A 20,941-nucleotide genomic window follows, 5' to 3' on the forward strand; every position below is an offset into this window, starting at 1 on the left:
CACCGGACCAGCCGCATCACCTCGGAATAAACCCGCTGAAAATCATAAGTGAATTCGTTAGTCAATATAGCTTTAATATGGAATAACCTTTTGCTTTTTTATTAAAAGCTATGGCAACTCTTAATTCCTTTCAAGCGTTGACAGTGAAACCATTACCCATGGAGCAAATTTATTCGACAGTTCACCCTTAGGATTGTGTATCCGGAAAAGAAAAGCTTCCCCCGCTTGATTCTTCCACACCATATAATCCTCTATTCCCTTATCACCGGTAGCCTGCAGATATAAATCTGCAAAACCCAGAGGATGCTCAAACAGCTCCCCGCTATGATCGTTAGCCTTACCCATTGCAGAAAGCTCAGTTTGTCCCTGTTGCTTCAGAGCGGTGAGATCGTAACCGGATGGCAAGTGTTCAATCTCGGCATAATAGGTGGGGTCCTCAGTGAGTGATAAACGGCCAGACTGTTCATCGAATATGAAATCCTCAAAGACATACAGGGAATATCCATCACCTTGCTCAAGTGTACCTTCTTGCCCTGAGACCCCTCCCTCCTGTTCACCAAATGCCTGGGTCTCCGGACGTTTGGATGTCTGAGGATCAGTAGCGTCCGGACTGGCGGACTCCTGCGCCTCCGTGGCTGCGGGAGTAGCAGAAGGTTCAGGAGTGGCTGTAGCTTCAATAACAGGCATAGTCGCTGCACTTGACGCTGTAGGCTCTGCCTCGTTTACTGTTTCATTGTTACTGCATGCACCGAGAATTGAGGCGGACAGAAGAATGCTGGTAACTGTAGCAATCAATGTTTTATTCATTTTATACCTCCTCATCTGAATAGTAGTTATTACCCAAATGTCCAACATCCCCGCACCACTTAAGGTTGACGGGTTATTTTGGAATCTGTATCGTTCTCTATAAAGCACATAGTAAATATTACCCAATTCTGATAGAATGATTCTGAATTTATTATCAGATTTAGGGGGAGCTATGAATAGTAAGAATTGGTGGACATTGATTATTATACTCGTATTAATTGGGGGAAGCATTGGTGGGAAACTTCTTTATGACGCGAAAAAGGAACGGGATCGTCAAGACCTGATTCATATGGGGGATGAACTGGACAAAGCTTGGTCTGACTACGAGAATACTATTAACGAGATAGATAAAAATCAGGATTTAGCTGAGGAATACACAAATCTAATGGAATCTATCCTTGACGATGATATTGCATCAAGCGAGTTAGAGGAAACTATAGTTAAAGCCTGTGAAATGGAAAGCAAATTGATGGAGCTCTACCCTACTGTCTACAATGAACCTAGTTCTGTTTGTGAATGAAATCAAGCCCCGCCAGCTCAATCAAATACCGGCGGGTTATTTTATGTATGCTCTAAATTCAAAATGTTTCCTGACGAATCGGGCGCCATCAATTTTAATGGACCCTGACGTAAATCCTTCTTCAATCCCTCCACATTCCATCAGATGGCCTATAGAATCTGGATCTTCAATAAGAAGGATACTAGGTGTCTAGTCACTGTATTCCGTTAAAACACTTTATGGTCTCAAATAATTCATGCAAGTAATCAAAATATGGGTAATTCCAAAAATAGCACATGGAACGAGAAGGACATAGTTTTTCATCCAAAGTCCGACAAAAAAGAAATACAAAGGCGGCATGCATGCAATTCCTAGTATCAGTAACCACGGAGCAACCACGCCATTATAATAGAAAACCCAAGAAATATAATAGGCTGCTAAAAACAAAACTGCTAGTCTAATATAAAAGTTACTGTTATTTCCTTCGCCTTTGTTTATCAGAACAACCATAAGAATAACCGTTAACACCCCAAACAATCCCTCTATAATATTCAGTGTTTTATAGGCAGAACTATTTCCAGTAAGCACATTATTTGTTGGAGGCACTAGCATCCAGATTATATTAGGAAGTAGCTGTAATGCGTATAATAAAAGGCCTGTCAACGAAAATTGAAGTCCATAATTTCTCATAACACCCTCCCAAAGTCTTTATTGGTAGAGTATATTACAAAGTCAAAATCCACACCTCAGTCTCTAGTCGGGTTATTTTATGTATGCTCTAATTTCAAATCGATCTCACACATAGTGGGAACCGGCAATCTTAGTCGATTCTGATATCAATAAAATTTATGGAACCGCCTAATAGGATGAAGTTGCTTGCATCCCGGACAAAAGAACCGCTAAGCTTTCGTCCTTTTCCTAGACCTCACTTATGTTTAAACATGCAAGACGCAAGGGTTTTATTGAAGCAGACCCGACTGAGGATGTGGTAATACCTAAGGAGAAAAAGACGGCACGTAAAATCGGAGAAAAAAAAGTCCTCCTCAAATTTCTTGAGAAGGACGAGTTGAGATTTCTGCCAGGCGGGTAACATTTTTCAAAAATCCCTTTGAAATCAACGGAATTTTAGTTCCTGTTAGATATAAAACATATAGTTGTCAGCCTTGCTTTCTTCCTTATAGTTGATTAAGTCGGACAATGTGGTGGAATCCAGCACATCGGCAATGCTGTCGCGGATGCGCAACCAGAGGTCGCGTTTTGCCGGATCATCTTCTTCTGTAAAATCAACAGGCGATATGGGGCCTTCCAGCACCCGGATAATATCGCCGGCTGTAATGGTGATGGATTCGCGTGAAAGGATATAGCCGCCGTAAGCACCACGAATGCTCTTCACAAGCCCTGCGTTGCGCAGTGGGGCAATGAGCTGTTCCAGGTAATGCTCGGATAGTCCGTTTTTCTCGGCGATGCTTTTAAGTGAGGTTGGACCTTCGCCAAATTTCAGGGCAAGCTCCATCATAATGGTTAATCCGTAACGTCCTTTTGTCGATATCTTCAAGGGGCACCTCTTTCGGTTTAGTTGCTGATAGAATCATAATCCATTGCTACGACATGAGATATGTCATATCAAGGTATTCCGATGTTTGCTCTCAGCTTATGTTATCATATTTATGGACATATTTGGAGCCAAAAAAGTAACTTTTCACATGAATGTTCGCCAGTGGTGGACAAATTGTCAATTTTAACGTCTTTTCTGCTGCATTTTCCCGTCCTCACGGGCAGTTTAAGCTAGACAGGTGTGTTATAATACAAAATGAGCCGGGTGTTTGTATCAATAACCGGTATTTTTTGTATAGAAAATGGTGATTACGATGACAAAGGCAAACCAAGACACACGTGTCGTCGTCGGCATGTCCGGAGGGGTTGATTCCTCCGTTACGGCACTTCTGCTGAAGCAGCAGGGCTATGACGTCATCGGTATCTTCATGAAGAACTGGGACGACACCGATGAGTTTGGCGTATGCACGGCCGAGACTGACGCAGAGGATGTCCGCCGCGTATGTGAGCAGATCGATATTCCTTACTATACCGTTAACTTCGAGAAGGAATACTTTGATAAAGTCTTTTCCTATTTCCTCGATGAATATAAGGCCGGACGCACACCAAATCCGGATGTGATGTGCAACCGCGAGATCAAATTCGGAGAATTCCTGAATAAGGCACTACAACTGGGCGCTGATTACGTGGCTACCGGGCATTATGCACGGGTCATTCAGGAAGACGGCAAGTTCAAGCTGCTGCGCGGCGTGGACAGCAATAAAGACCAGACCTACTTCCTGAACGCGCTGAGCCAGTACCAGCTTTCCAAAGCGATGTTCCCGATCGGACATCTGCCAAAACCTGAAGTACGGAGAATCGCCGAGGAAGCCGGATTGTACACAGCCAAGAAAAAAGACAGCACCGGCGTCTGCTTCATCGGTGAGCGTAACTTCCGTGAATTCCTAAGCCAGTATCTGCCTGCCCAGTCCGGAGACATGGTCGATATCGCCACAGGCGAGGTGAAGGGCCGCCACGAGGGCCTGATGTATTACACACTGGGCCAGCGCCAGGGTCTGGGAATTGGCGGCTCCGGCAATGGTGAGCCGTGGTTTGTGGCTGAGAAGGATCTGGACCGCAACATCCTGTATGTAATCCAAGGGGACAAGCACCACAGCCTCTACTCCACCAGTCTGATCGCCTCCGGTGTCAACTGGATAGACGGCCTTCCCCTTACGGATGCACCGCTGAAGTGCACCGCCAAGTTCCGCTACCGCCAGCCTGATCAGGGCGTAACACTAACAGCACAGGAAGACGGTACCGTGCATGTTGCCTTCGATGTGCCGCAAAAGGCGATCACACCGGGCCAAGCTGTTGTCTTCTACCTGGACGAGGAATGCCTCGGCGGAGGTACGATTGAAGCTGCAGAGAAGGTAATACCGCAGCCGCAGCAATAAGAACCGAATGAACGCACCTAAAAACGGCTGCTGACCATACCAAGGTCGGCAGCCGTTTCTATGTGGCTAAAGCGGTAGCATTTAACCCTATGTGTATACAAAAACCTCCTTGCGGCTGTAAAAGCCGCAAGGAGGTCTTGAATTACAGGTTGCTAAATCCCGGAAAATTACTGTGCAGCAATCCCCTTGTCGGCGGACAGTGCAATCTCATTTCTGTAAATACCCGTTCCATCGCCAATAGCGTAATTCAGAACGCGGTTATTTACCGGAACGAGTTCTGCACGATAGAGGGTTGGGAATACAGGTATCTCGTCAACCATCAGCTGCTGCCACTCTTTGTAGATTTCTTTGCGCTTCGCTACATCAAATGCTGCTTCCGATACGCCTTCTTTCATTAGGCGGTCGCTTTCTTCACTTGCGTAACGCGGGAAGTTGTAGATAGCGTCGCGGCCATACAGTCCTTGTGGATCCACGTCGATACCGACTGTCCAAGCGCCTTGGTATACATCAACAGAAGGATCATCTTCACCATTGGAACCTACGCGGTCATAGAAGGTGTTGAACTCCACCATTTCCAGCGTTACATTCAGACCGATGGCTTTCCACGACTGCACATAATATTGGGCCAGCGGCTCAGCGATATCCGAACCTGTCATGGAGATGAAATTGATCGTCAGCGGTGTGCCGTCCGGATTGGTACGGAATTCTCCGTTAAGTTTATAGCCTGCATCATCCAGTGTTTTCTTTGCTGCTTCCTGATCAAACGTTACCCCAGGATTGCTGTCATCGTGGAATTCGGGATGGGATGGCGGAATCAGCGTAGTCGCGTTCCAGCGCAGACCATGATAGAATTTCTTGCCTACAGCATCATTATCAACCGCCTGCCACATCGCCTTACGCAGAGCTACATTGCCCATCTTCGCCTTCGGATCTGGAGCAACCACTTTTTTGGTCGCGTCCCATTTGCCAAGCTTGAAGCCAATGTAAGTATAAGCACGGTCAATTGCTCCAAGGTATTCAACGTTGGACAATTTAGAGTTATCAGGGAACTGGTCAATCGGGAAGCTGTCAACCAAATCGATATTTCCGGCTTTCAGCTCCTGCACAACCGTAGTCGGTGGAATTACTTTCAGGACAACCTTATCCAGCTTCGGAGCGCCGCGCCAGTAGTCGTCATTCTTGACAAATACTACGGATTCACCAGGTACAATACTTTCCACTTTAAATGGACCAAAACCAATTGGTTTTTGACGGACCTCAGGGGAAGCGGAAATTTTGGCTACATCCATATTTCCGAAAATATGTTTAGCCAGCGGATAAATCCAGATACTGCCTGTCAGCAGGGATGGAGTGGATTTTACATAAGTGATTTCCAGTTTTTTCTCACTAAGTACTTTGATTCCGGAAATGGTCTTTGCTTTGCCGGCATGGTAGTCTTCCATACCTACAATATTAGTGAAATCAGAGCCGTAACGAGGGCCATCATAGGCCGGATTACCGATAACTTCATGGGCAAACAGCCAATCTTCGGCAGTAACAGGCTTGCCGTCATGCCAGTTTACATTGTCATGGATGGTAAAAGTGAAGGTACGTCCATCTTCAGAGACTTCATAGGTAGCCGCCCCGTCATTGGTATACACATAGTTCTTATCCCAGGTCAGCAAGCCTTCGTCAAACCAGTCCAGCACCTGAGAATCCGGAACACCGGAGGAGAAATTGTTGTTCAAAGTTCCTTCAAAGGGAGTATCGGATACAAGGCCAAAGTTGAGTGTGCCACCTTCAATGGCTTCACCCTGGTTCGTCTTAACATTGCTGAAATCTGCGATGTTGTACAGCCCGTCTTCTGCTGCCGGTGCTGCAGTTGGAGCAGCAGTAGCAGCTGCATCTGTCTTGGCTGTTGTTGAAGGCTCAGCCGCTTCGTTGTTGCCTGAGCCGCAGGCCGTAACCGCAAGCGTCAGGACAAGCATCAATGTGAAGAGCATGGTCTTGCCAGAGTTTCTTTTTCTCATTCTTGTTTCTTCCTCCCTTATTATCCTTTTCTTTGTCTTGCATCCGTCGCACGCTTAAGCGCCTGACCGACATTATTTATACTCAACATCAATACCAGGATCAGCAGTGATGCGGGTAACCATATCCACCATCTCGATTGCAGCGTCTGCGGATTCCGGGCATAGCTGACCAGCGTCCCCAAACTAGGCGTGCTTTCAGGAAAACCGAAGCCGAGAAACGAGAGTCCCGACTCCAGGCCGATGTTGGCAGCCAAATTCAGCGTCATCGTAACGATAATGATGGAGCTTAAGTTCGGCAGTACCTGGTTGAACATAATCTTAAGATGGGAGGAGCCCAACGTTCTGGAGGCCTGGACATATTCCAGTTCCCTCTCCTGCAGTGTCTTTGAGCGTATTAGCCTCGCAATGCCCATCCATAGAAATGCCGTCATGATCAGTGAAAAGGACAAGGTATTATATTTGGGAACCGCCGTAACAAACGCGATGACAATCATCAGCATCGGCAGGATCATAAAGAAATCCACGAAACGCATAAAGATATTATCGACGAATCCACCGAAATAGCCGGAGATCAGACCTACCAGAATACCGATAACCCCCGTCATCAGAGTGACCATAATACCGATACTCAGCGAGTTGCGCGTACCGATAATGAGCTGGCCGAACACATCGCGTCCGCCGTAATCAGTGCCCAGCCAGAATTTAGCCGAAGGCTTCTCATATAAGGCGAACAGATCGACGGTTACAATCTGCTTTTGATCCAGAAACAGGGCGATGCCAAATACTCCGCATACAACTAAACCTAGAAAAATCAGGGAGACCAAAGCCAGTTTATCTCTGAAAATTTCCTTCCAGAGGATTCTCCATCCGGATGGGCTCTTCTCCATATCCTGCGGGAGCGACAGCTCAGCGCTTGATTTTGCCATTACATTCACCTCAACAAGTTCTGATCATTATTTAATCCGGATACGGGGATCAACAATGCCTAATATGATATCCGAGAGCAGGGATCCGATGATTTGAGCAATCCCATACAGCAGCACAAGTGCCGTTACAACGGTGAAATCGCGGATAACGATGGAACTCAGGAACAGCTGGCCCATGCCGGGATAGCTGAAAATACTCTCTACAAAGATGGTACCGCCAATCAATCCCGTAAGCTCATACCCGAAAAAAGCGGCAATCGGCAGGAGGGAGTTGCGTAAGATGTGGCGGTTGTACACCCGTGATTCCGAGGCACCTTTTGCTCTTGCCGTAAGGATAAAATCCTTCTGCTTCGTATCAATGATTTCGTTCCGCAGATATTGGACCGTCCCGACGGTAGTAATCAGCGCGATGGATATGGCCGGAAGCAGTAAATGATATAACTTGCTCAGAATGTAACTCATCGTCCCGGGGACCTCGCCCGGTGATACGCTTCCTCCGGTAGGGAACCAATGAAAGTAGAAACCAAACATCCAGAGCATAACCAGGGCTACGATAAACAAGGGAGCCGCAAAACCGACATAGGTATATCCTGTAATCAACCGGTCGCCCCAGGTGTCATTGAAACGTCCGCTAATGATGCCGAGCGGTATTGCAATAAAATAGGTAATGACCAGGGTCGTCACAGATAACCACACCGTGTTCATCAGCCGCTGGCCAATCAGCTCAGTTACCGGCATCTTAAAGCGGAAGGACTGGCCCATGTCTCCCTGCAGGGCATTAGTGATCCAATCCCAATACTGGATGTACCACGGATCATTCAGGCCGAGCCGTTCCCGCATCGCTTCAATGGTTGCCGGATCAATGTTCGGATCGAGCAAACCGGTGAGCGCATCTCCGGGCATGGCTTTGGCCATAAGAAATACCAGAATGCTGAGCAGAAATACTTGAGGGATCATAATCAATATTCTTCGTGCAATAATCTTCCACATACGTCTCAACCTTTCTCGGGCATGGCCACCAAATGGGTATCGGAAATGGGTTGTAAAGGATAAGCTAAACCGTCATTGTCAAAATAATTCCGGTAGGCTCCCTCGTACTCCTCACTTACGGACTTGCGGAACCGGGTCCGTTCGTCACGCTGCAATGGGTCAATGTCCGGGATTGCGGCAATCAGACGTTTCGTATAAATATGTCGCGGATTGTCAAAAATATCCTTAGGGGTCCCCTGCTCAACATGCCGTCCCTTGTACATGATGCCGATATGATCGCACATATGTCTGATGATTCCGAGATCATGACTGATAAATAGGTAGGTTAAATTCAATTCCTTTTGGATTTCCCGTAAAAAGTTAAGCACTTGTGCCTGAACCGAAACATCCAGCGCGGACACCGGCTCGTCGGCGATGATCAGCTTGGGCTTCAGCGCAATCGCCCTGGCGATTCCGATCCGCTGACGCTGTCCGCCGGAAAATTCATGCGGATATTTATAAATGTTGTCCGGACTCAGGCCGACCTGCTCCAGCAGCTCCTGAACCCTCCGTTTCTCTTCCTGGGGGGACTGTTTGTCGAAATTACGCAGCGGCTCGGCGATGATGTCGAGCACACGCTTCTTGGGATTGAGCGATGAATAGGGATCCTGAAAGATCATTTGGACGTCGCGGCGTACATTGTTCAGCTTGCGTGAGTTCTTCAGGGCTAAATCGGCGCCTTCAAAAAGAATGCTGCCGCCCGTAATCTCGTTCAGCCCGATAATCGCTCTTCCTGTCGTTGTCTTACCTGAGCCGGATTCACCGACTAATCCGTAAGTCTGCCCGGCCTCAATGGTGAAATTGACCCGGTCGACCGCCTTTACCTCACCGACCGCTCTGCTGAATATGCCGCCTCTAATCGGGAAATGAACCTGTAAATCCTTAACTTCAAGCAGTGCCATGGCTGTCAGCCTCCTCAACGCTCTCGGGGAAATGAAAATGTCTGTAGCAGGTGCAGCGGACCAAATGACCCGGAGCGATTTCGTGCAGCTGTGGATTCTCCTCATGGGCTGATTCATCAATCCATGGGGTTCTGGCGGAGAAACGGCAGCCTGTACGCGGCAAGTTTTTGAGCGACGGGACGATTCCCTGAATCACATGCAGTCTGGACTTCGCTTCCTTGACCGTAGGTATCGAATTAAATAAAGATCTTGTATAAGGATGCTGCGGGTTGGAGGTCAGCGTATAAATATCAGCAATTTCGACAATTTGCCCGGCGTACATAACAGCTACGCGATCTGCCATTTCACTGACTACGCCCAGATCATGGGTAATGAGGATAATTCCCGCTTGCATATCATTTTTGAGCTTCTTGATCAGTTCAAGAATTTGCAGTTGAATCGTTACATCCAGTGCGGTTGTCGGTTCATCGGCGATTAGCAGCTGTGGTCCGTTGGCGATTGCGATGGCAATAACTACCCGCTGCCGCATTCCACCGGATAATTCATAAGGGTATTGCTGATATGTATGCTCGGGACGGGGAATTCCAACCTTGGTCAACAAATCGATGACCTTTGCTTTTCTTTGTTTCTTGGAGAGGCCGGTATCATGAAGGAGAAGTACCTCTTCAATCTGCCGTCCGATAATCATTAGCGGATTTAGTGCAGCTAAGGGGTCCTGGAAAATCATCGACATTTCCTTGCCGCGGACCTTATTCAGCATGCCTGGGGACATTTTGACAATATCCTGACCTTTGTAATACACATGTCCATCAATTTTTGCTTTGGTGTGCAGCCCTATTATTGAGAAAGCCAACGCACTTTTGCCTGATCCGGATTCTCCTACGATGGCGAGGATTTCGTTCTTCTTCACCGTGAGCGTCACATCATCGACCGCAGCGTAATAATCGTCTGCAATCTTGAAGGATGTCGTTAAATTCTCAATACGCAGCAAATCTTCACTCAAGTTCATCACCCTAACACTAGGATTTTTTTAGCAAGGAGCACCTATGTGATATACAGTAACCCTATCTATCAACTACGAATTGCCTTTTAGGATTATATTGGAATTAATCCCTGAATGTTAGAGTTTATTCTAATTGACTTATGGTAAATTATCAATGATTTTTCCATAAAAAATTTTTGTTGTGTTAAGTAACATGACAAATACGACAAAATTCGACTCATCTATTAGATTTTTTTGTCACATATTTTCACAGTTTCGCACATGAAATGTGATATTAATAACAAAGCCGCAAATGTCCCGGAGTATTGGGGATTTGCGGCTTTTCATTTTACCTTCTATTGCACTTTTAAGGCTCTAATCCCCAGACCAGCGTTCCATTCAGGTAGAGCGGTACACGTGCCCAATCAGTGAACGAGGTTTTGGCCGGGTCGTAAGAATAATCACCGATCTCGTTATAATTGCTCCAATCGGTTTTGTTGATCCGCAGCTGAATTTCACCGGTGTTGGCTCCGGGAGCAAGGCTGCCCGCACCCGCAGTGAAGGAGATCTCCACATAATAATCTGCCTCTGTCACAGAGGGAGTCAGCTTCACGAATGTTCCCTGCACATTGCCGCTGCCTATAGCGGCATAGTCTACATTGAACTGCTGCGCCTTCTCGCCGTCTATCGTGTAGTAGTAGCGCAGCTTTACATCCTTAAGTGCAACCGAAGTGTCCCCGCTGTTCACAATCCGCAGCTGCGGACGGAACTGGGCATCGCCCGGATTCGTATCATTGGTCCGATACTGCACGATCAGATCCCCCACAGGCGGCTCGGGAACCGCTGCTGGCTTGGCGCTGACCTCGGGTGAATTCGGGCTTGTTCCTACTTTGTTAGCCGCACTGACAACATAAAAGTAGGTCGTTCCATTGACTACAGAGGTATCGCTGTAAGTGGCCTGGGTAACTACTGATACATCGCTGTAAGGACCTCCGCTGACAGTGGCCCGCTTAACTGTATAATTGTCGGCAGCAGTTACATTGTTCCAGCTAAGCTGTACAACACCGTCGCCGGCAACAACAGCCGGTTTAGAGGGAGCTTTCGGGGCAACGGGCTCGACCGGACCGCTGCTGTTGTTGATTAACCTGTCATATTCGGCATAGGCCGTGGCCATATCCACTTGGGACCAGAAGCGGTGATACGTAAATTCAGGTGCTCCATTCTCCCATTGCTTGGTGGCCGTATTATATGACGAATTATATTTGTTAAGCAGGTACTGCCAATCGGGATCATTCACAATATCCGGCCGGATGTCAGTATAGCTGGCGTAGACACCGTTTCCGCCTTTGGCAGGATCGGAAGGTACTGTCGCTGTTCCCGGAATCGTATTGCCTTGTCCAAAGGTACCCGTCCAGCCGCTTGGGAAATAGACCTCCTTGGTGAAGTAACGGGCATAATCGCCACGGCTCTCCTTAGTTGCTATTCCGACACCATCATTATATCCCCAAGCTGTATCCAGCAAGGATTTAGCCAACTGCTGAGCCTTCCCGCCAAGCGCGGTATAACTGCCGTTTTCCGCCTCAGTACCTGCGGCAAAGAAGGTGAGCGCTTTGATATAGCTGCCGAGTACACCGGTATCCTGGCTCGGGCTCTTGGTGACTGACTTTAAATTGCTGTTGCCGTCACTGCTTGCAAAACCGGTCCAGGTATCCGGTTTCCCCTGCCATTCCACATTGCCCGGAATCCAGAATTCTCCCGGAGCAGCAACTGTAGCCACTTGGGGATTATCACCGCCGAGAATGCGGTTGCCCTGGCTGTCCAGATAATAGCCCTCTGCATCCGTAACCGGCCGGCTGCCTGCAAAGACATAGTCCGTGGACCAGTCCACCCAGTTCTTCACCACCTGCTTGGCCATCTGGAAGTTCTCGGAGGTTGTGTCGCCGCTTGCAGCCAGAATGTAATACAGCTCGGCCACACGTTCAACACTCCAGGCCTGCATTCCGAACCAGTTGTTGGACGGCGGATCATGGTAGACAGGCGCGTCATCATATGCCATGCCGTAGAAGGTGCTTGTGCCGGCAGGATAAGCCTTATAAGCACCGTCGTAACTGTTCGTTGCTCCGCCGGCAATCGCGCCTTCAGCAGATTGCAGCCAGGTGTAGAACTCCAGCTGGCGCTTCAGCGAATTGCTCCAGTCCTGCCCTGCTGTTGCTGATGCCGGAACCAGACCGCCGTCCGGATTGGAAAGCGCGTAGGCTGCCACGACATTCTGGTAACCCTGATGCGCATGGCTGGCGCCGATTCTCCAGGCCCAATTGCCGGTTGAACCAAGCCCGCCGCCCCAAGCGGTATACCAGGCAAGCAGGTATTGGTTGGAATCCTTACCGGTTCCCGCTTCCGGTGTGCCGTCAGCTGCGCTGCCGACCTTTTGGAAATACTTGTCGTACATGCCGTAACGGAGATAATCCCCCATTTTCTTGGCTTTATTCAGATAAACTGAATTATTATAGCCAAGCTCCTGGGCCCAGTACATAGCCTGAACTGCACGTGCATCTGCGTCGGTAGCATTGGTATAACGCCACTGTGCTGCAGGCGCATTGCTTTCTTTGGTGAACAGGCTCATAAAGCCCTCACCTGTCTTGCCGAATGATTTGTCGTCCTGGGACGGATGCGGGACAGCTTCCCACACCGATTCCTGTTCGCCCCTCTGGAATGTATTTACATAAGCGGCTGTATGTGTAGGATTCAGCAAGTTGCCGAAGCCGTACCAGTTGTCCACATCCACCAGCCAATGCATAAGATAGGTCTGGTTGTTGCCATAGCTTGCTTTCAGTTCAGAATCAAGCGGGTCCTTGCCTGCTGTATACTTTCCGCTAAGCTGGCTTGGATACTGATCCGGCTGCGCATACTCGGAAGCGTAGGTAGCCGGGCTGTTCGCATTGTAATAACTCATCGTCGGCTGCTCCTGCTTGCCGTCGCCTTCATTAACAGGAATAATGTATTTCTCCATGTTGTCCCAAGCCGTTTCCAGCTTGCTCCAGTCGCCAGTATGATGGCCATACAGCACCTCGAGCCACATCCAGTAGCTGTAAGCTTCCGAAGTGGTCATATGCCCGTAATCAGGCGCTTCGCTCATCAATGTCTCTACCGCATGGTAGGGAATGCCTTCAGCCGAGAAATAGCCGTTCGCCGGATCCTTTAGCTGAGCATATAATTGCAGAAATCGGGTCTCCTCCGCCGAAGCGGCCTTTGCAGTTCCGGGGCTACCAGTAAACAATCCGGTTATGAGTGAGAGAAACAGAATCGAGGCCATTATAGCGGAAATAGGCTTCTTGCTTAAGCTCAATTTCATCATTTTGGCTAGCTCCCTCTCTGTAGATAAATTATGGTTCTAAACCCCACACAAGTGTTCCGTCACGATACAGTGTCACCTTTTCCCATTCGGCGAAGGCAAGCTGCGTTCCGCTGTAGGAATAGTCATTGCCCTCGCTATAATTCGTCCAGTCCTCTTTGTTGGTGCGCACCTGAATTTCTCCGCTGTTCCCTCCGGGAGCAAGGCTTCCGGCACCTTCAGCAAAAGTGATCTCCAGATAGTAGTCCGCTCCGGTTAGGGACGGATTAAGTTTCGCAAAGGAACCGCTTACATTTCCGCTGCCGACAACGGCATAATCGCAGTGGAATTGCTGGGTTTTGTCTCCGTCCACGGTAAAATAGTAGCGGAGCTTAAGACCACTCAACGGTACCGCGGCAGTTCCCGTGTTCACAATCCGGAATTGCGGGCGCATCTGTCCGTCCCCGGGATTGTTGTCATTAGTACGGTATTCCACCCTTAAATCACCTTTTGCCGGAGTAGGTGTTTCACGCGGCTGGGCACTAACCTGCAGAGATGGCGTACTCTCGCCAACACTGTTCGAGGCGGTGATTACATAATAATAGGTAGTACCATTAACCAGCCCGTTGTCGGAATACACGGCCCCTGTTGTGCTTGCAACTACAGTGTAAGGCCCGCCACTCGTTACAGCCCGTTTAACTGTATAGTCCGTTGCCCCGCTGACTGTGTTCCAGGACAGTTTTACGCTGGCGTTCTCAGCAGCAGCCGCTACACCGGAAGGCTGTGCGGGCACCTTCGGTTCACCCGGATGTCCGCCTCCAGGAGGCAGTTCACCGAATACAAGCACCCCGGCGTCGTATACCGGTATATACGCCGTTTTTACCGGAAGCGCTCCTCCCGTTGCCACGCCTTTAAATGAATAGTCATTTGTATTGTCCCAGAAGAGCGTGTTGAGCGGAGCGGCGATCCGGAACTGGACTTCCTTCCGGTAAGCGGATTGACCGCCCGGATAGATCGAAGTGCCGGTAAAATCAACCTTGGTGTAATAAATATGATGTTCTTCATCATAAGGCTGAAGTGCGGATACCGTTGCTCCCTGGTTGTAGCCACCGGCAGTGACCGTAATATCCTCCGGACCGTACCCTGCGGCAATTGCTTCGCTGAGGTCCAGATAATAATGGAAGGACATCGACTTGCTGACCCGTGCCGGCCAGCCGGAACGGTTGTTGAGCAGTGCCCGGATCTCTACAAAATTGCTGCCGCTGGCATTTACGGAAGCCTCGACAAACATTTCATCCTCAGGGGTCTCTGCCGCAGGAAACTGTGGTTGCGGCTGCTGCCCTTGCCCGTGGAGCAGCATCATTTTGGCCAGCGCCCCTGTAAAGGCGGAATTGTAGTCGGTTGCCACTTCATTCGAGACATAGTCGTTGATCGAATCGGTATACGTGTCCGTCTTGGATGGACCCCCGACCAGCGCTCCGTATAGAACATGACGGTGATCTGAAGGAGTAGACTGGCTGTCGCTCCATGAACCATGTGAGGTCCGGTGATGCGGATGCTGCGGCGAATTGTTGCCATACCCGATCACATAGCTGCTGTTCCGCGGGTTGTCGCCCAGCATATACGTAATCTGCCGTTCCGCGAAAGAACGGGCCGTTTCGCCTTTGACAGGGTCGCTTACCCAGTCCGCGTAAACAAACGCCAAAAATGCCTGGTTGGCGGCATATCTCAGGGCTCCCCACTGATCCAGATGTGCCAACCCTCCAGGTGTATAGGCGACCCGGTCGCTAGTCCCGCCTACACCAGTTGTCCAATACTGCATGTTGCGTTCCGTAGATTGAATGAACTTGGCATCCCCGGTAATCCGTGACAGCAGCAGCTGCGCACCGTAATGCTTGTCATCCCAGGATTGTGTCCACTGGTAACCCCATAATCCCGATTGGTTCGTTCCCCACAGACTGCTTGCGGCAACTGCCTTATCCAGGTACGTCTGCTCACCGGTCGCCAAATAGAGCCATACACCGCCCCAGCTCAACTCATCGGCATAACCGCTCCATGAATTGTAATACTGCTTGACGTCGGTAATACTGTCCGAATAGGCGCCGCGGTAAGTGTCCGCAAATTGATACAGCTGTTTGGCATGCAGCAGCAGCTTGTCCGCATAGACAGCATCCGAATCCCGGAAGATAATCGATGCCGAAGCCAGCGCCGCTGCGGTTTCTGCCGCCAGATCAGAGCCGGGATGAGTTGCATCAATTTTGTAGGAGGGCCGCTGCATTTGCATCACTTCCGCTGCTCCCCACCAATTATGGTCGGCCGTTCCGTTCCCTACCTGTCCCCATAGCTCATTTGGAGCTGTATGGGCTTTGACAAAATAGTCGGTAGCCCAGCGGATATTATCCAGAATCTCCTCCAGCTGGCCGGACTGCACGTAACCATCCTTGTATTCATAGACCGACCAGGCCAGCATCGTAGCTGTATAAGCCATTGGAAAACCAAATTTGACATGATCCCCCGCATCATACCAGCCCCCGGATAAATCGTGGCCGACATCCGCGCCATCCAGAAGTCCGGAGTCCCCCCGCCACTCGACCCGGTTGTCTTCCGGCAGATCGCCTGAACGCTGAGCCTCATAGAAATAAATCGATTTTTGCAGTGCCTCTGCGTAGTTGTAGCCGGCAGCCGCTGCTGTGCCCACAGATGGATGAAATACAGCTCCGGAACATGTAACCGCTAACATAAAGCTCAAGGACAAAACCCAGCCCTTCCTGATCCCTTTGCCCATCTTAGCCCTTCTCCCTTCTTGTCCTTCTTGTCCTTGTGTTCAATTTCATCTCTGCACAGACTCTTCAAACCGTGGCTCCAAACTCTTATTCATTCCCAATGAAGTTTCCCACCTTCTTTCCGGGTTTCTTTAGGATGATTTGCATCCTATGTAAATATATACCATATATTGGAATAGAATTCTATATACAAAATAGCAAAAATGTAATAAAAAATAGATATTTTTGTAAGAAAAATTGGAGTCTATCAGAAAAACCGCGAGTCCGTCAAACAAAAAACCGCTTCTTTTACAAAAGGAATGAAATCTCCCCCTGTAAAATAAGCGGCTGATGCATAAAATGGAGAAATTTGTACAATCGAACTCCTACATGACTACTGTCCGCGCCGAAGCGACTGGTTATGGCGGATCTTCGCTTCATTGCCCTGTTCAGTAGCCTGATAAAAGACCCGGCGTGCAATAGCCTTAGGCAGATAATCCTGTTTGACATAATGGCCCGGAAAATTATGCGGATACTGGTAGCCCTCATGGCCGAGCTTCACGGCTCCTTTATAATGCGTATCGCGCAGATGCAGTGGTACTTCAGCCGATTTCAACTCGTCGATACTGGCCATGGCATTCGAAATCGCCATGGTCACGGCATTCGATTTCGGACTTTCCACCGCAAACAGAATCGCCTGGGCAATATTCAGCTTGGCTTCAGGCCAGCCGTTATTGCGGTAGGCTTCCAGTGCGCTGACCGCCTGGACCATCGCCTGCGGATTGGCCAGACCGATATCCTCACTGCTCGCAGCAATCAGCCGGCGGATGAATGTCATCGGGTCCATCCCCAGCTTCTCCACAGCATAGAGAAACCAGAACAGCGCCGCGTCGCTGGAGCCGCGGATGCTTTTGTGAAACGCAGACAACACATCATATTGCGTCGATTCGTCCGCTTTGACAATCGGGCGGCGGATGGATTCTTCAGCCACCGCAAGCGTAATATGCACACTTCCGTCCGGTTCCGGCGCAGTGGTCATGGCCGCCAGCTCAAGTGCATTAAGCGCCCGGCGGATATCGCCGTTGGCCATCGTTGCAATATGCTGCAAAGCTTCTTCATCCACCTGCAGCTGCATGAACCCAAGCCCCCGCTTCTCATCGGTAAGCGCCCGCCTCATAGCAATCAGACTGTGCTCACTGGTCAAGGACTCCAGCTGAAACAGCGTGGAGCGGCTCAATAACGCCCCGTTCACATAGTGGAACGGGTTCTCCGTCGTCGCGCCGATAAAGGTGATGGTCCCCTTCTCCACAGCGGGAAGCAGTGCATCCTGGCGGGAGCTGTTGAAGCGGTGCACCTCATCCAGAAACAAAATGGTCTTGGAGCCGTACAATGCCTTATTGCTCTGAGCACGCTCGATCACTTCCCGCACATCCTTGACCGAGGCTTCGACCGCATTCAGGCGGACAAATTCCCCCTGTGTATGATGGGAAATAATATGCGCCAATGTTGTTTTTCCGCAGCCTGGAGGGCCGTAAAGCAAAATAGAGGAGACCTGATCTGCCTCAATCGCTCTGCGCAGCAGCTTCCCCGGGCCAACAATATGCTCTTGTCCTATATATTCATCAAGATTCGCCGGACGCATGCGGTCCGCCAGCAGGCGGCCGCTACCGGTGTCTTCCCCGAGCGAAAATAAATCCATTCTTCCACTTCCTTGCTGTAATCTTGTAGGTCGGCACTATTAGAATACCTCCCACTATCATACCATACCACGGATACATCCTAATATTTAAAAAGAGCATGACCTCGCCTCCTCCGGCGGTGCCATGCTCTTTGTTCAAAGTTCAGGCTAGCGGTTTAGCGCCAGCCGCATTTTTGAAATAATCTTGCGGATGCTTTCTTCGGATAAATGGTATCTCTTCTGCAGCTCGTTCACCGAGCAGCCGCTGCTGTGACTGCAGAATATCTCCTCGTTCCGGCTGGCAATCTCCTGCCTGGATCCGCTGTTCTCGCCCCATCTTACCCGTTGCTCGGTTTTCTTGGGGATGTATAGCAATTCACCCTGGATGTATCCCTGAAGCTCTTCGAGCAGGCCCGGGGGGAGCACATCCTTCCCATTTACATAACTCACTTTTTACTTCCTCCTTCAACAGGTGTGTCCCTTTGTGTCCGACGACTGCTTGTAATGAATTGATCACGTCACCTGCCTCCTTTCTTCAGCTCATATTTGGTAAATACCGTAAGTTCATTATATAAAAACCATTGGATAGCGTCTACCTTCGGTTTTTGATCACAACTTTATGTGAATTATTTATTTCTATGTTTTTTAAATAAGGAGGCCTTTCGGCCTCCTCCGGTTATGCGGATTTCCGTCTTAGACGGAAACCACCTCGTATACTGAAATCATTTCAATCAGCCTCCTTCCAGAGTAATCTGCCCGGCCGGACACTTATTATTAAGCCATACCCAGGGATAGGTTACAAGTTCAAGAACAGTTATAACTGTTCTTCACCAGATGGGAACTTATTTTTTTAAGAAAAATCTAAAAAATAAGTCGATTAGTGTCGAAATATAAAAGTAATTATCTATTAACTAATAGATATGGAAGTAATTAAAAGCAGGAGGAATATAATATGACAGCTAAAAGGCACATCCTCAAACAAGTATTCGGCATCAAGAAACTCAGAACCGAACTAATGGCTTTTATCATTACCGCCATTGCAGTTCCTTCGCTTGTACTAGCTGTCAACTCTTCGGAAACTTCCAAAACAGAGCTGCAGGGCAAAATGGAGGAAACTACAAAATCGAGCATTCATCTTCTCGATAAGACACTTGAGCAATTAATACAGCTGGAGAGCAGCAATGTGAATCAGCTTGCCTATCAAATTACCGCAGCTGATCTGACTGCGAACTCTCCACGCGTACGGAATCAGATCAACAAATTCAAAGCGGAGCATCCTGAAATCGATATCGTCGCTTTAGGCAACAGCGATGGCAAGTTTATGTTAGCGCCTGATTCTAAACCAAACGACTATGATCCCCGGGTCCGCGACTGGTATATTGACGCACTGAAGACACCGGACCGCACATCCGTTATCAACCCGATTTTCTCCAAGGTTACAAACTCCTTCATCCTGCCGATCTCCAAAGCCTTCCAGGACGGCAAAGGGGTAGCTACAATCAGTTTGAGCATGAATGGGCTTATGGAACTGGCGCAGAATGTCAGCCTCGGTTCCAGCGGTTATGTATATATACTGGACAGCAGCAATAAGGTTATCTACCATCCCACTCTGGAGGTAGGAAGCCCCGTTACAGGCGGGCTGCTGGATACGCTGAATACGGCCCCGGCAGGCAAAGTGTCCTACAAAGACAGTGCCACAGACCAGGCAATGGATGGCTTTTACATTACGAATGAACTTAGCGGCTTTAAGCTGGTTGGTGTGCTGCCCGAGAGCGAGTATGCAGAGGCCGTTTATCCTATTTTGTATAACTCAGCTATCGTTCTGCTGGTTGCGCTGCTTCTGGCCGCTGCAGTAACGTTCTTCATCATCCGCCGCATCACCAAGCCGCTTGAGCAGCTGAACCGTTCGGCAAAGCGCGTCAGCGAAGGCTATCTGGATGAAGTGGTCAACACCACACGTAAAGATGAAATCGGGCAGCTTGCGGGCAACTATAACGCCATGGTAGCATCGCTTCGAAAGATGGTGCAGGATGTGGCCGAAACCTCAGGCCAGCTCGCAGCTGCCAGTGAGCAGCTGACAGCCAGCACCGGCGAGAACAGCAAGGCTGTGGAGTATGTCACCGGACTGGTGGAGGAATCCACCCGCGGTGTGGAAACCCAGGCCCATGCTTCCTCCGAGGTAGCCGTAACTATGGATGAAATGTCCGAAGCCATCCACAAAATTGCTTCCGCTTCCCAGGCCATTGTAAGTGCCGCAGTGCAGACTGAGCAGGTTGTTAACACCGGAAGCACCAGAGTGCAGCATGTCAGCGAGCAGATGAAGACGATCCGCCAGTCCGTTCAGCAGTCCGGCGGACTGATTTCCGAACTTAACGGGCTTAGCACAAAGGTAGCAGAAGCAAGTACAGCGATCTCCGCGATCGCGAAGCAGACCAATCTACTGTCGCTCAATGCAGCTATTGAAGCTGCCCGTGCCGGAGAACAGGGCAGAGGATTCGCCGTTGTTGCCGGTGAGGTGCGGAAGCTGTCCGAAGCCTCCCATGTCAGCGCGGGTCAAATTCAAGAGACCATTACCGAAATGGTCGGCCTGATCGCCAGCGCCTACGACGTAATGAAACATAAAGTGGCCGAAGACGTTGAGCAAGGCATGAATCTGGCACTGGAAGCAAGCGATGCCTTCATCCAGATTGAGCAGTCCACCCGGCATGTGGGCGAACAAATTCATGAGATTTCGGCGATTACCGAGCAAATGTCTGCCAGCTCGGCTGAAGTGGCCGCCTCCGTACAGGAGATGGCTGCCATCTCGCGGGCGGCGCTGGATTCCTTCCAGAGCGTAACAGCTGCAACGGAGGAACAGCTTGCTTCCATGGAGGAGATTACGGCTTCCTCTGCAGCGTTGTCCGCTATGGCTTCCGATATGCAGCAGCAGGTGGAACGGTTCCATATCACGGATCAAAACGAGATGAAATAAGACGTTCTCACCCTATAGAATATAAAAACGGACCGTCCTGTTTATGACAGGCGGC

The 20,941-nt window shown here is 49.4% G+C and carries 15 protein-coding genes; 3 read left to right on the top strand and 12 right to left on the bottom strand.

The genetic code is table 11. From position 1 onward, the window contains the following. Positions 1-120: 120 nt before the first annotated feature. Positions 121-807 carry a DUF8580 domain-containing lipoprotein gene (locus H70357_RS26245; protein WP_038595542.1) on the bottom strand — a complete coding sequence of 229 codons (687 nt, stop codon included), beginning with the start codon at positions 805-807 and terminating at the stop codon, positions 121-123. Positions 808-979: 172 nt separating this feature from the next. Here H70357_RS26245 and H70357_RS26250 point away from each other — a divergent pair, with 172 nt between their 5' ends. Further along, a complete protein-coding gene (locus H70357_RS26250; protein WP_038595544.1) occupies positions 980-1,327 on the top strand; it encodes a hypothetical protein in 348 nt (115 codons plus the stop codon). Positions 1,328-1,543: 216 nt separating this feature from the next. Here H70357_RS26250 and H70357_RS26255 read toward each other — a convergent pair whose 3' ends face one another. Both H70357_RS26255 and cymR read right to left on the bottom strand, forming a co-directional pair. Further along, on the bottom strand, positions 1,544-1,996 hold the full coding sequence (locus H70357_RS26255; protein ID WP_038595546.1) for a hypothetical protein: 453 nt from the start codon (positions 1,994-1,996) through the stop codon (positions 1,544-1,546). Between the two features lie 445 nt (positions 1,997-2,441). Then, positions 2,442-2,861, bottom strand: coding sequence for a cysteine metabolism transcriptional regulator CymR (gene cymR / locus H70357_RS26260; protein WP_038595549.1), 420 nt, complete (start codon positions 2,859-2,861; stop codon positions 2,442-2,444). A gap of 313 nt (positions 2,862-3,174) precedes the next feature. Between cymR and mnmA the strand changes: the two genes are divergently transcribed. Further along, a complete protein-coding gene (gene mnmA / locus H70357_RS26265; protein WP_038595551.1) occupies positions 3,175-4,296 on the top strand; it encodes a tRNA 2-thiouridine(34) synthase MnmA in 1,122 nt (373 codons plus the stop codon). 167 nt (positions 4,297-4,463) lie between these two features. Here the strand turns inward: mnmA and H70357_RS26270 are convergent, their stop codons facing one another. The 9 genes from H70357_RS26270 to H70357_RS26310 all read right to left on the bottom strand — a co-directional run bounded on the left by H70357_RS26270 (position 4,464) and on the right by H70357_RS26310 (position 18,365). Next, positions 4,464-6,305, bottom strand: coding sequence for an oligopeptide ABC transporter substrate-binding protein (locus H70357_RS26270; RefSeq protein ID WP_038595554.1), 1,842 nt, complete (start codon positions 6,303-6,305; stop codon positions 4,464-4,466). A gap of 20 nt (positions 6,306-6,325) precedes the next feature. Then, positions 6,326-7,231, bottom strand: coding sequence for an ABC transporter permease (locus H70357_RS26275; RefSeq protein WP_038595555.1), 906 nt, complete (start codon positions 7,229-7,231; stop codon positions 6,326-6,328). A gap of 27 nt (positions 7,232-7,258) precedes the next feature. Then, entirely contained in the window at positions 7,259-8,221 is a 963-nt protein-coding gene (gene opp4B / locus H70357_RS26280; protein WP_038595558.1) for an oligopeptide ABC transporter permease, read from the bottom strand. A 5-nt stretch (positions 8,222-8,226) separates the two neighbouring features. Next, the gene (locus H70357_RS26285) at positions 8,227-9,162 is read right to left on the bottom strand and encodes an ABC transporter ATP-binding protein (protein WP_038595561.1); all 936 of its coding nucleotides are present in this window, start codon (positions 9,160-9,162) and stop codon (positions 8,227-8,229) included. Continuing rightward, positions 9,149-10,165, bottom strand: coding sequence for an ABC transporter ATP-binding protein (locus H70357_RS26290; RefSeq protein ID WP_038595562.1), 1,017 nt, complete (start codon positions 10,163-10,165; stop codon positions 9,149-9,151). Before H70357_RS26290 ends, H70357_RS26285 begins: the two co-directional genes overlap by 14 nt. A gap of 346 nt (positions 10,166-10,511) precedes the next feature. Then, positions 10,512-13,496, bottom strand: coding sequence for a glycoside hydrolase family 48 protein (locus H70357_RS26295; protein WP_081966242.1), 2,985 nt, complete (start codon positions 13,494-13,496; stop codon positions 10,512-10,514). Positions 13,497-13,527: 31 nt separating this feature from the next. Further along, the gene (locus H70357_RS26300) at positions 13,528-16,260 is read right to left on the bottom strand and encodes a glycoside hydrolase family 9 protein (RefSeq protein ID WP_038595564.1); all 2,733 of its coding nucleotides are present in this window, start codon (positions 16,258-16,260) and stop codon (positions 13,528-13,530) included. A gap of 371 nt (positions 16,261-16,631) precedes the next feature. Next, positions 16,632-17,936 (bottom strand): replication-associated recombination protein A, encoded by a 1,305-nt coding sequence (locus H70357_RS26305; RefSeq protein ID WP_038595567.1) that lies wholly within the window; start codon positions 17,934-17,936, stop codon positions 16,632-16,634. Positions 17,937-18,083: 147 nt separating this feature from the next. Next, on the bottom strand, positions 18,084-18,365 hold the full coding sequence (locus H70357_RS26310) for a CD3324 family protein (RefSeq protein ID WP_038595570.1): 282 nt from the start codon (positions 18,363-18,365) through the stop codon (positions 18,084-18,086). A gap of 502 nt (positions 18,366-18,867) precedes the next feature. Here H70357_RS26310 and H70357_RS26315 point away from each other — a divergent pair. Continuing rightward, positions 18,868-20,886 carry a methyl-accepting chemotaxis protein gene (locus H70357_RS26315; RefSeq protein ID WP_038595572.1) on the top strand — a complete coding sequence of 673 codons (2,019 nt, stop codon included), beginning with the start codon at positions 18,868-18,870 and terminating at the stop codon, positions 20,884-20,886. Positions 20,887-20,941 lie beyond the last annotated feature (55 nt).

Source organism: Paenibacillus sp. FSL H7-0357 (assembly GCF_000758525.1).
Taxonomy (GTDB): Bacteria; Bacillota; Bacilli; order Paenibacillales; family Paenibacillaceae; genus Paenibacillus_AQ.

Coding starts and splice junctions, on each gene's coding strand:
- H70357_RS26270 (WP_038595554.1), bottom strand. CDS start 6,305: ATGAGAAAAAGAAACTCTGGCAAGACCATGCTCTTCACATTGATGCTT.
- H70357_RS26250 (WP_038595544.1), top strand. CDS start 980: ATGAATAGTAAGAATTGGTGGACATTGATTATTATACTCGTATTAATT.
- H70357_RS26305 (WP_038595567.1), bottom strand. CDS start 17,936: ATGGATTTATTTTCGCTCGGGGAAGACACCGGTAGCGGCCGCCTGCTG.
- H70357_RS26295 (WP_081966242.1), bottom strand. CDS start 13,496: ATGAAATTGAGCTTAAGCAAGAAGCCTATTTCCGCTATAATGGCCTCG.
- mnmA (WP_038595551.1), top strand. CDS start 3,175: ATGACAAAGGCAAACCAAGACACACGTGTCGTCGTCGGCATGTCCGGA.
- H70357_RS26285 (WP_038595561.1), bottom strand. CDS start 9,162: ATGGCACTGCTTGAAGTTAAGGATTTACAGGTTCATTTCCCGATTAGA.
- H70357_RS26245 (WP_038595542.1), bottom strand. CDS start 807: ATGAATAAAACATTGATTGCTACAGTTACCAGCATTCTTCTGTCCGCC.
- H70357_RS26300 (WP_038595564.1), bottom strand. CDS start 16,260: ATGGGCAAAGGGATCAGGAAGGGCTGGGTTTTGTCCTTGAGCTTTATG.
- H70357_RS26315 (WP_038595572.1), top strand. CDS start 18,868: ATGACAGCTAAAAGGCACATCCTCAAACAAGTATTCGGCATCAAGAAA.
- H70357_RS26255 (WP_038595546.1), bottom strand. CDS start 1,996: ATGAGAAATTATGGACTTCAATTTTCGTTGACAGGCCTTTTATTATAC.
- opp4B (WP_038595558.1), bottom strand. CDS start 8,221: ATGTGGAAGATTATTGCACGAAGAATATTGATTATGATCCCTCAAGTA.
- H70357_RS26275 (WP_038595555.1), bottom strand. CDS start 7,231: ATGGCAAAATCAAGCGCTGAGCTGTCGCTCCCGCAGGATATGGAGAAG.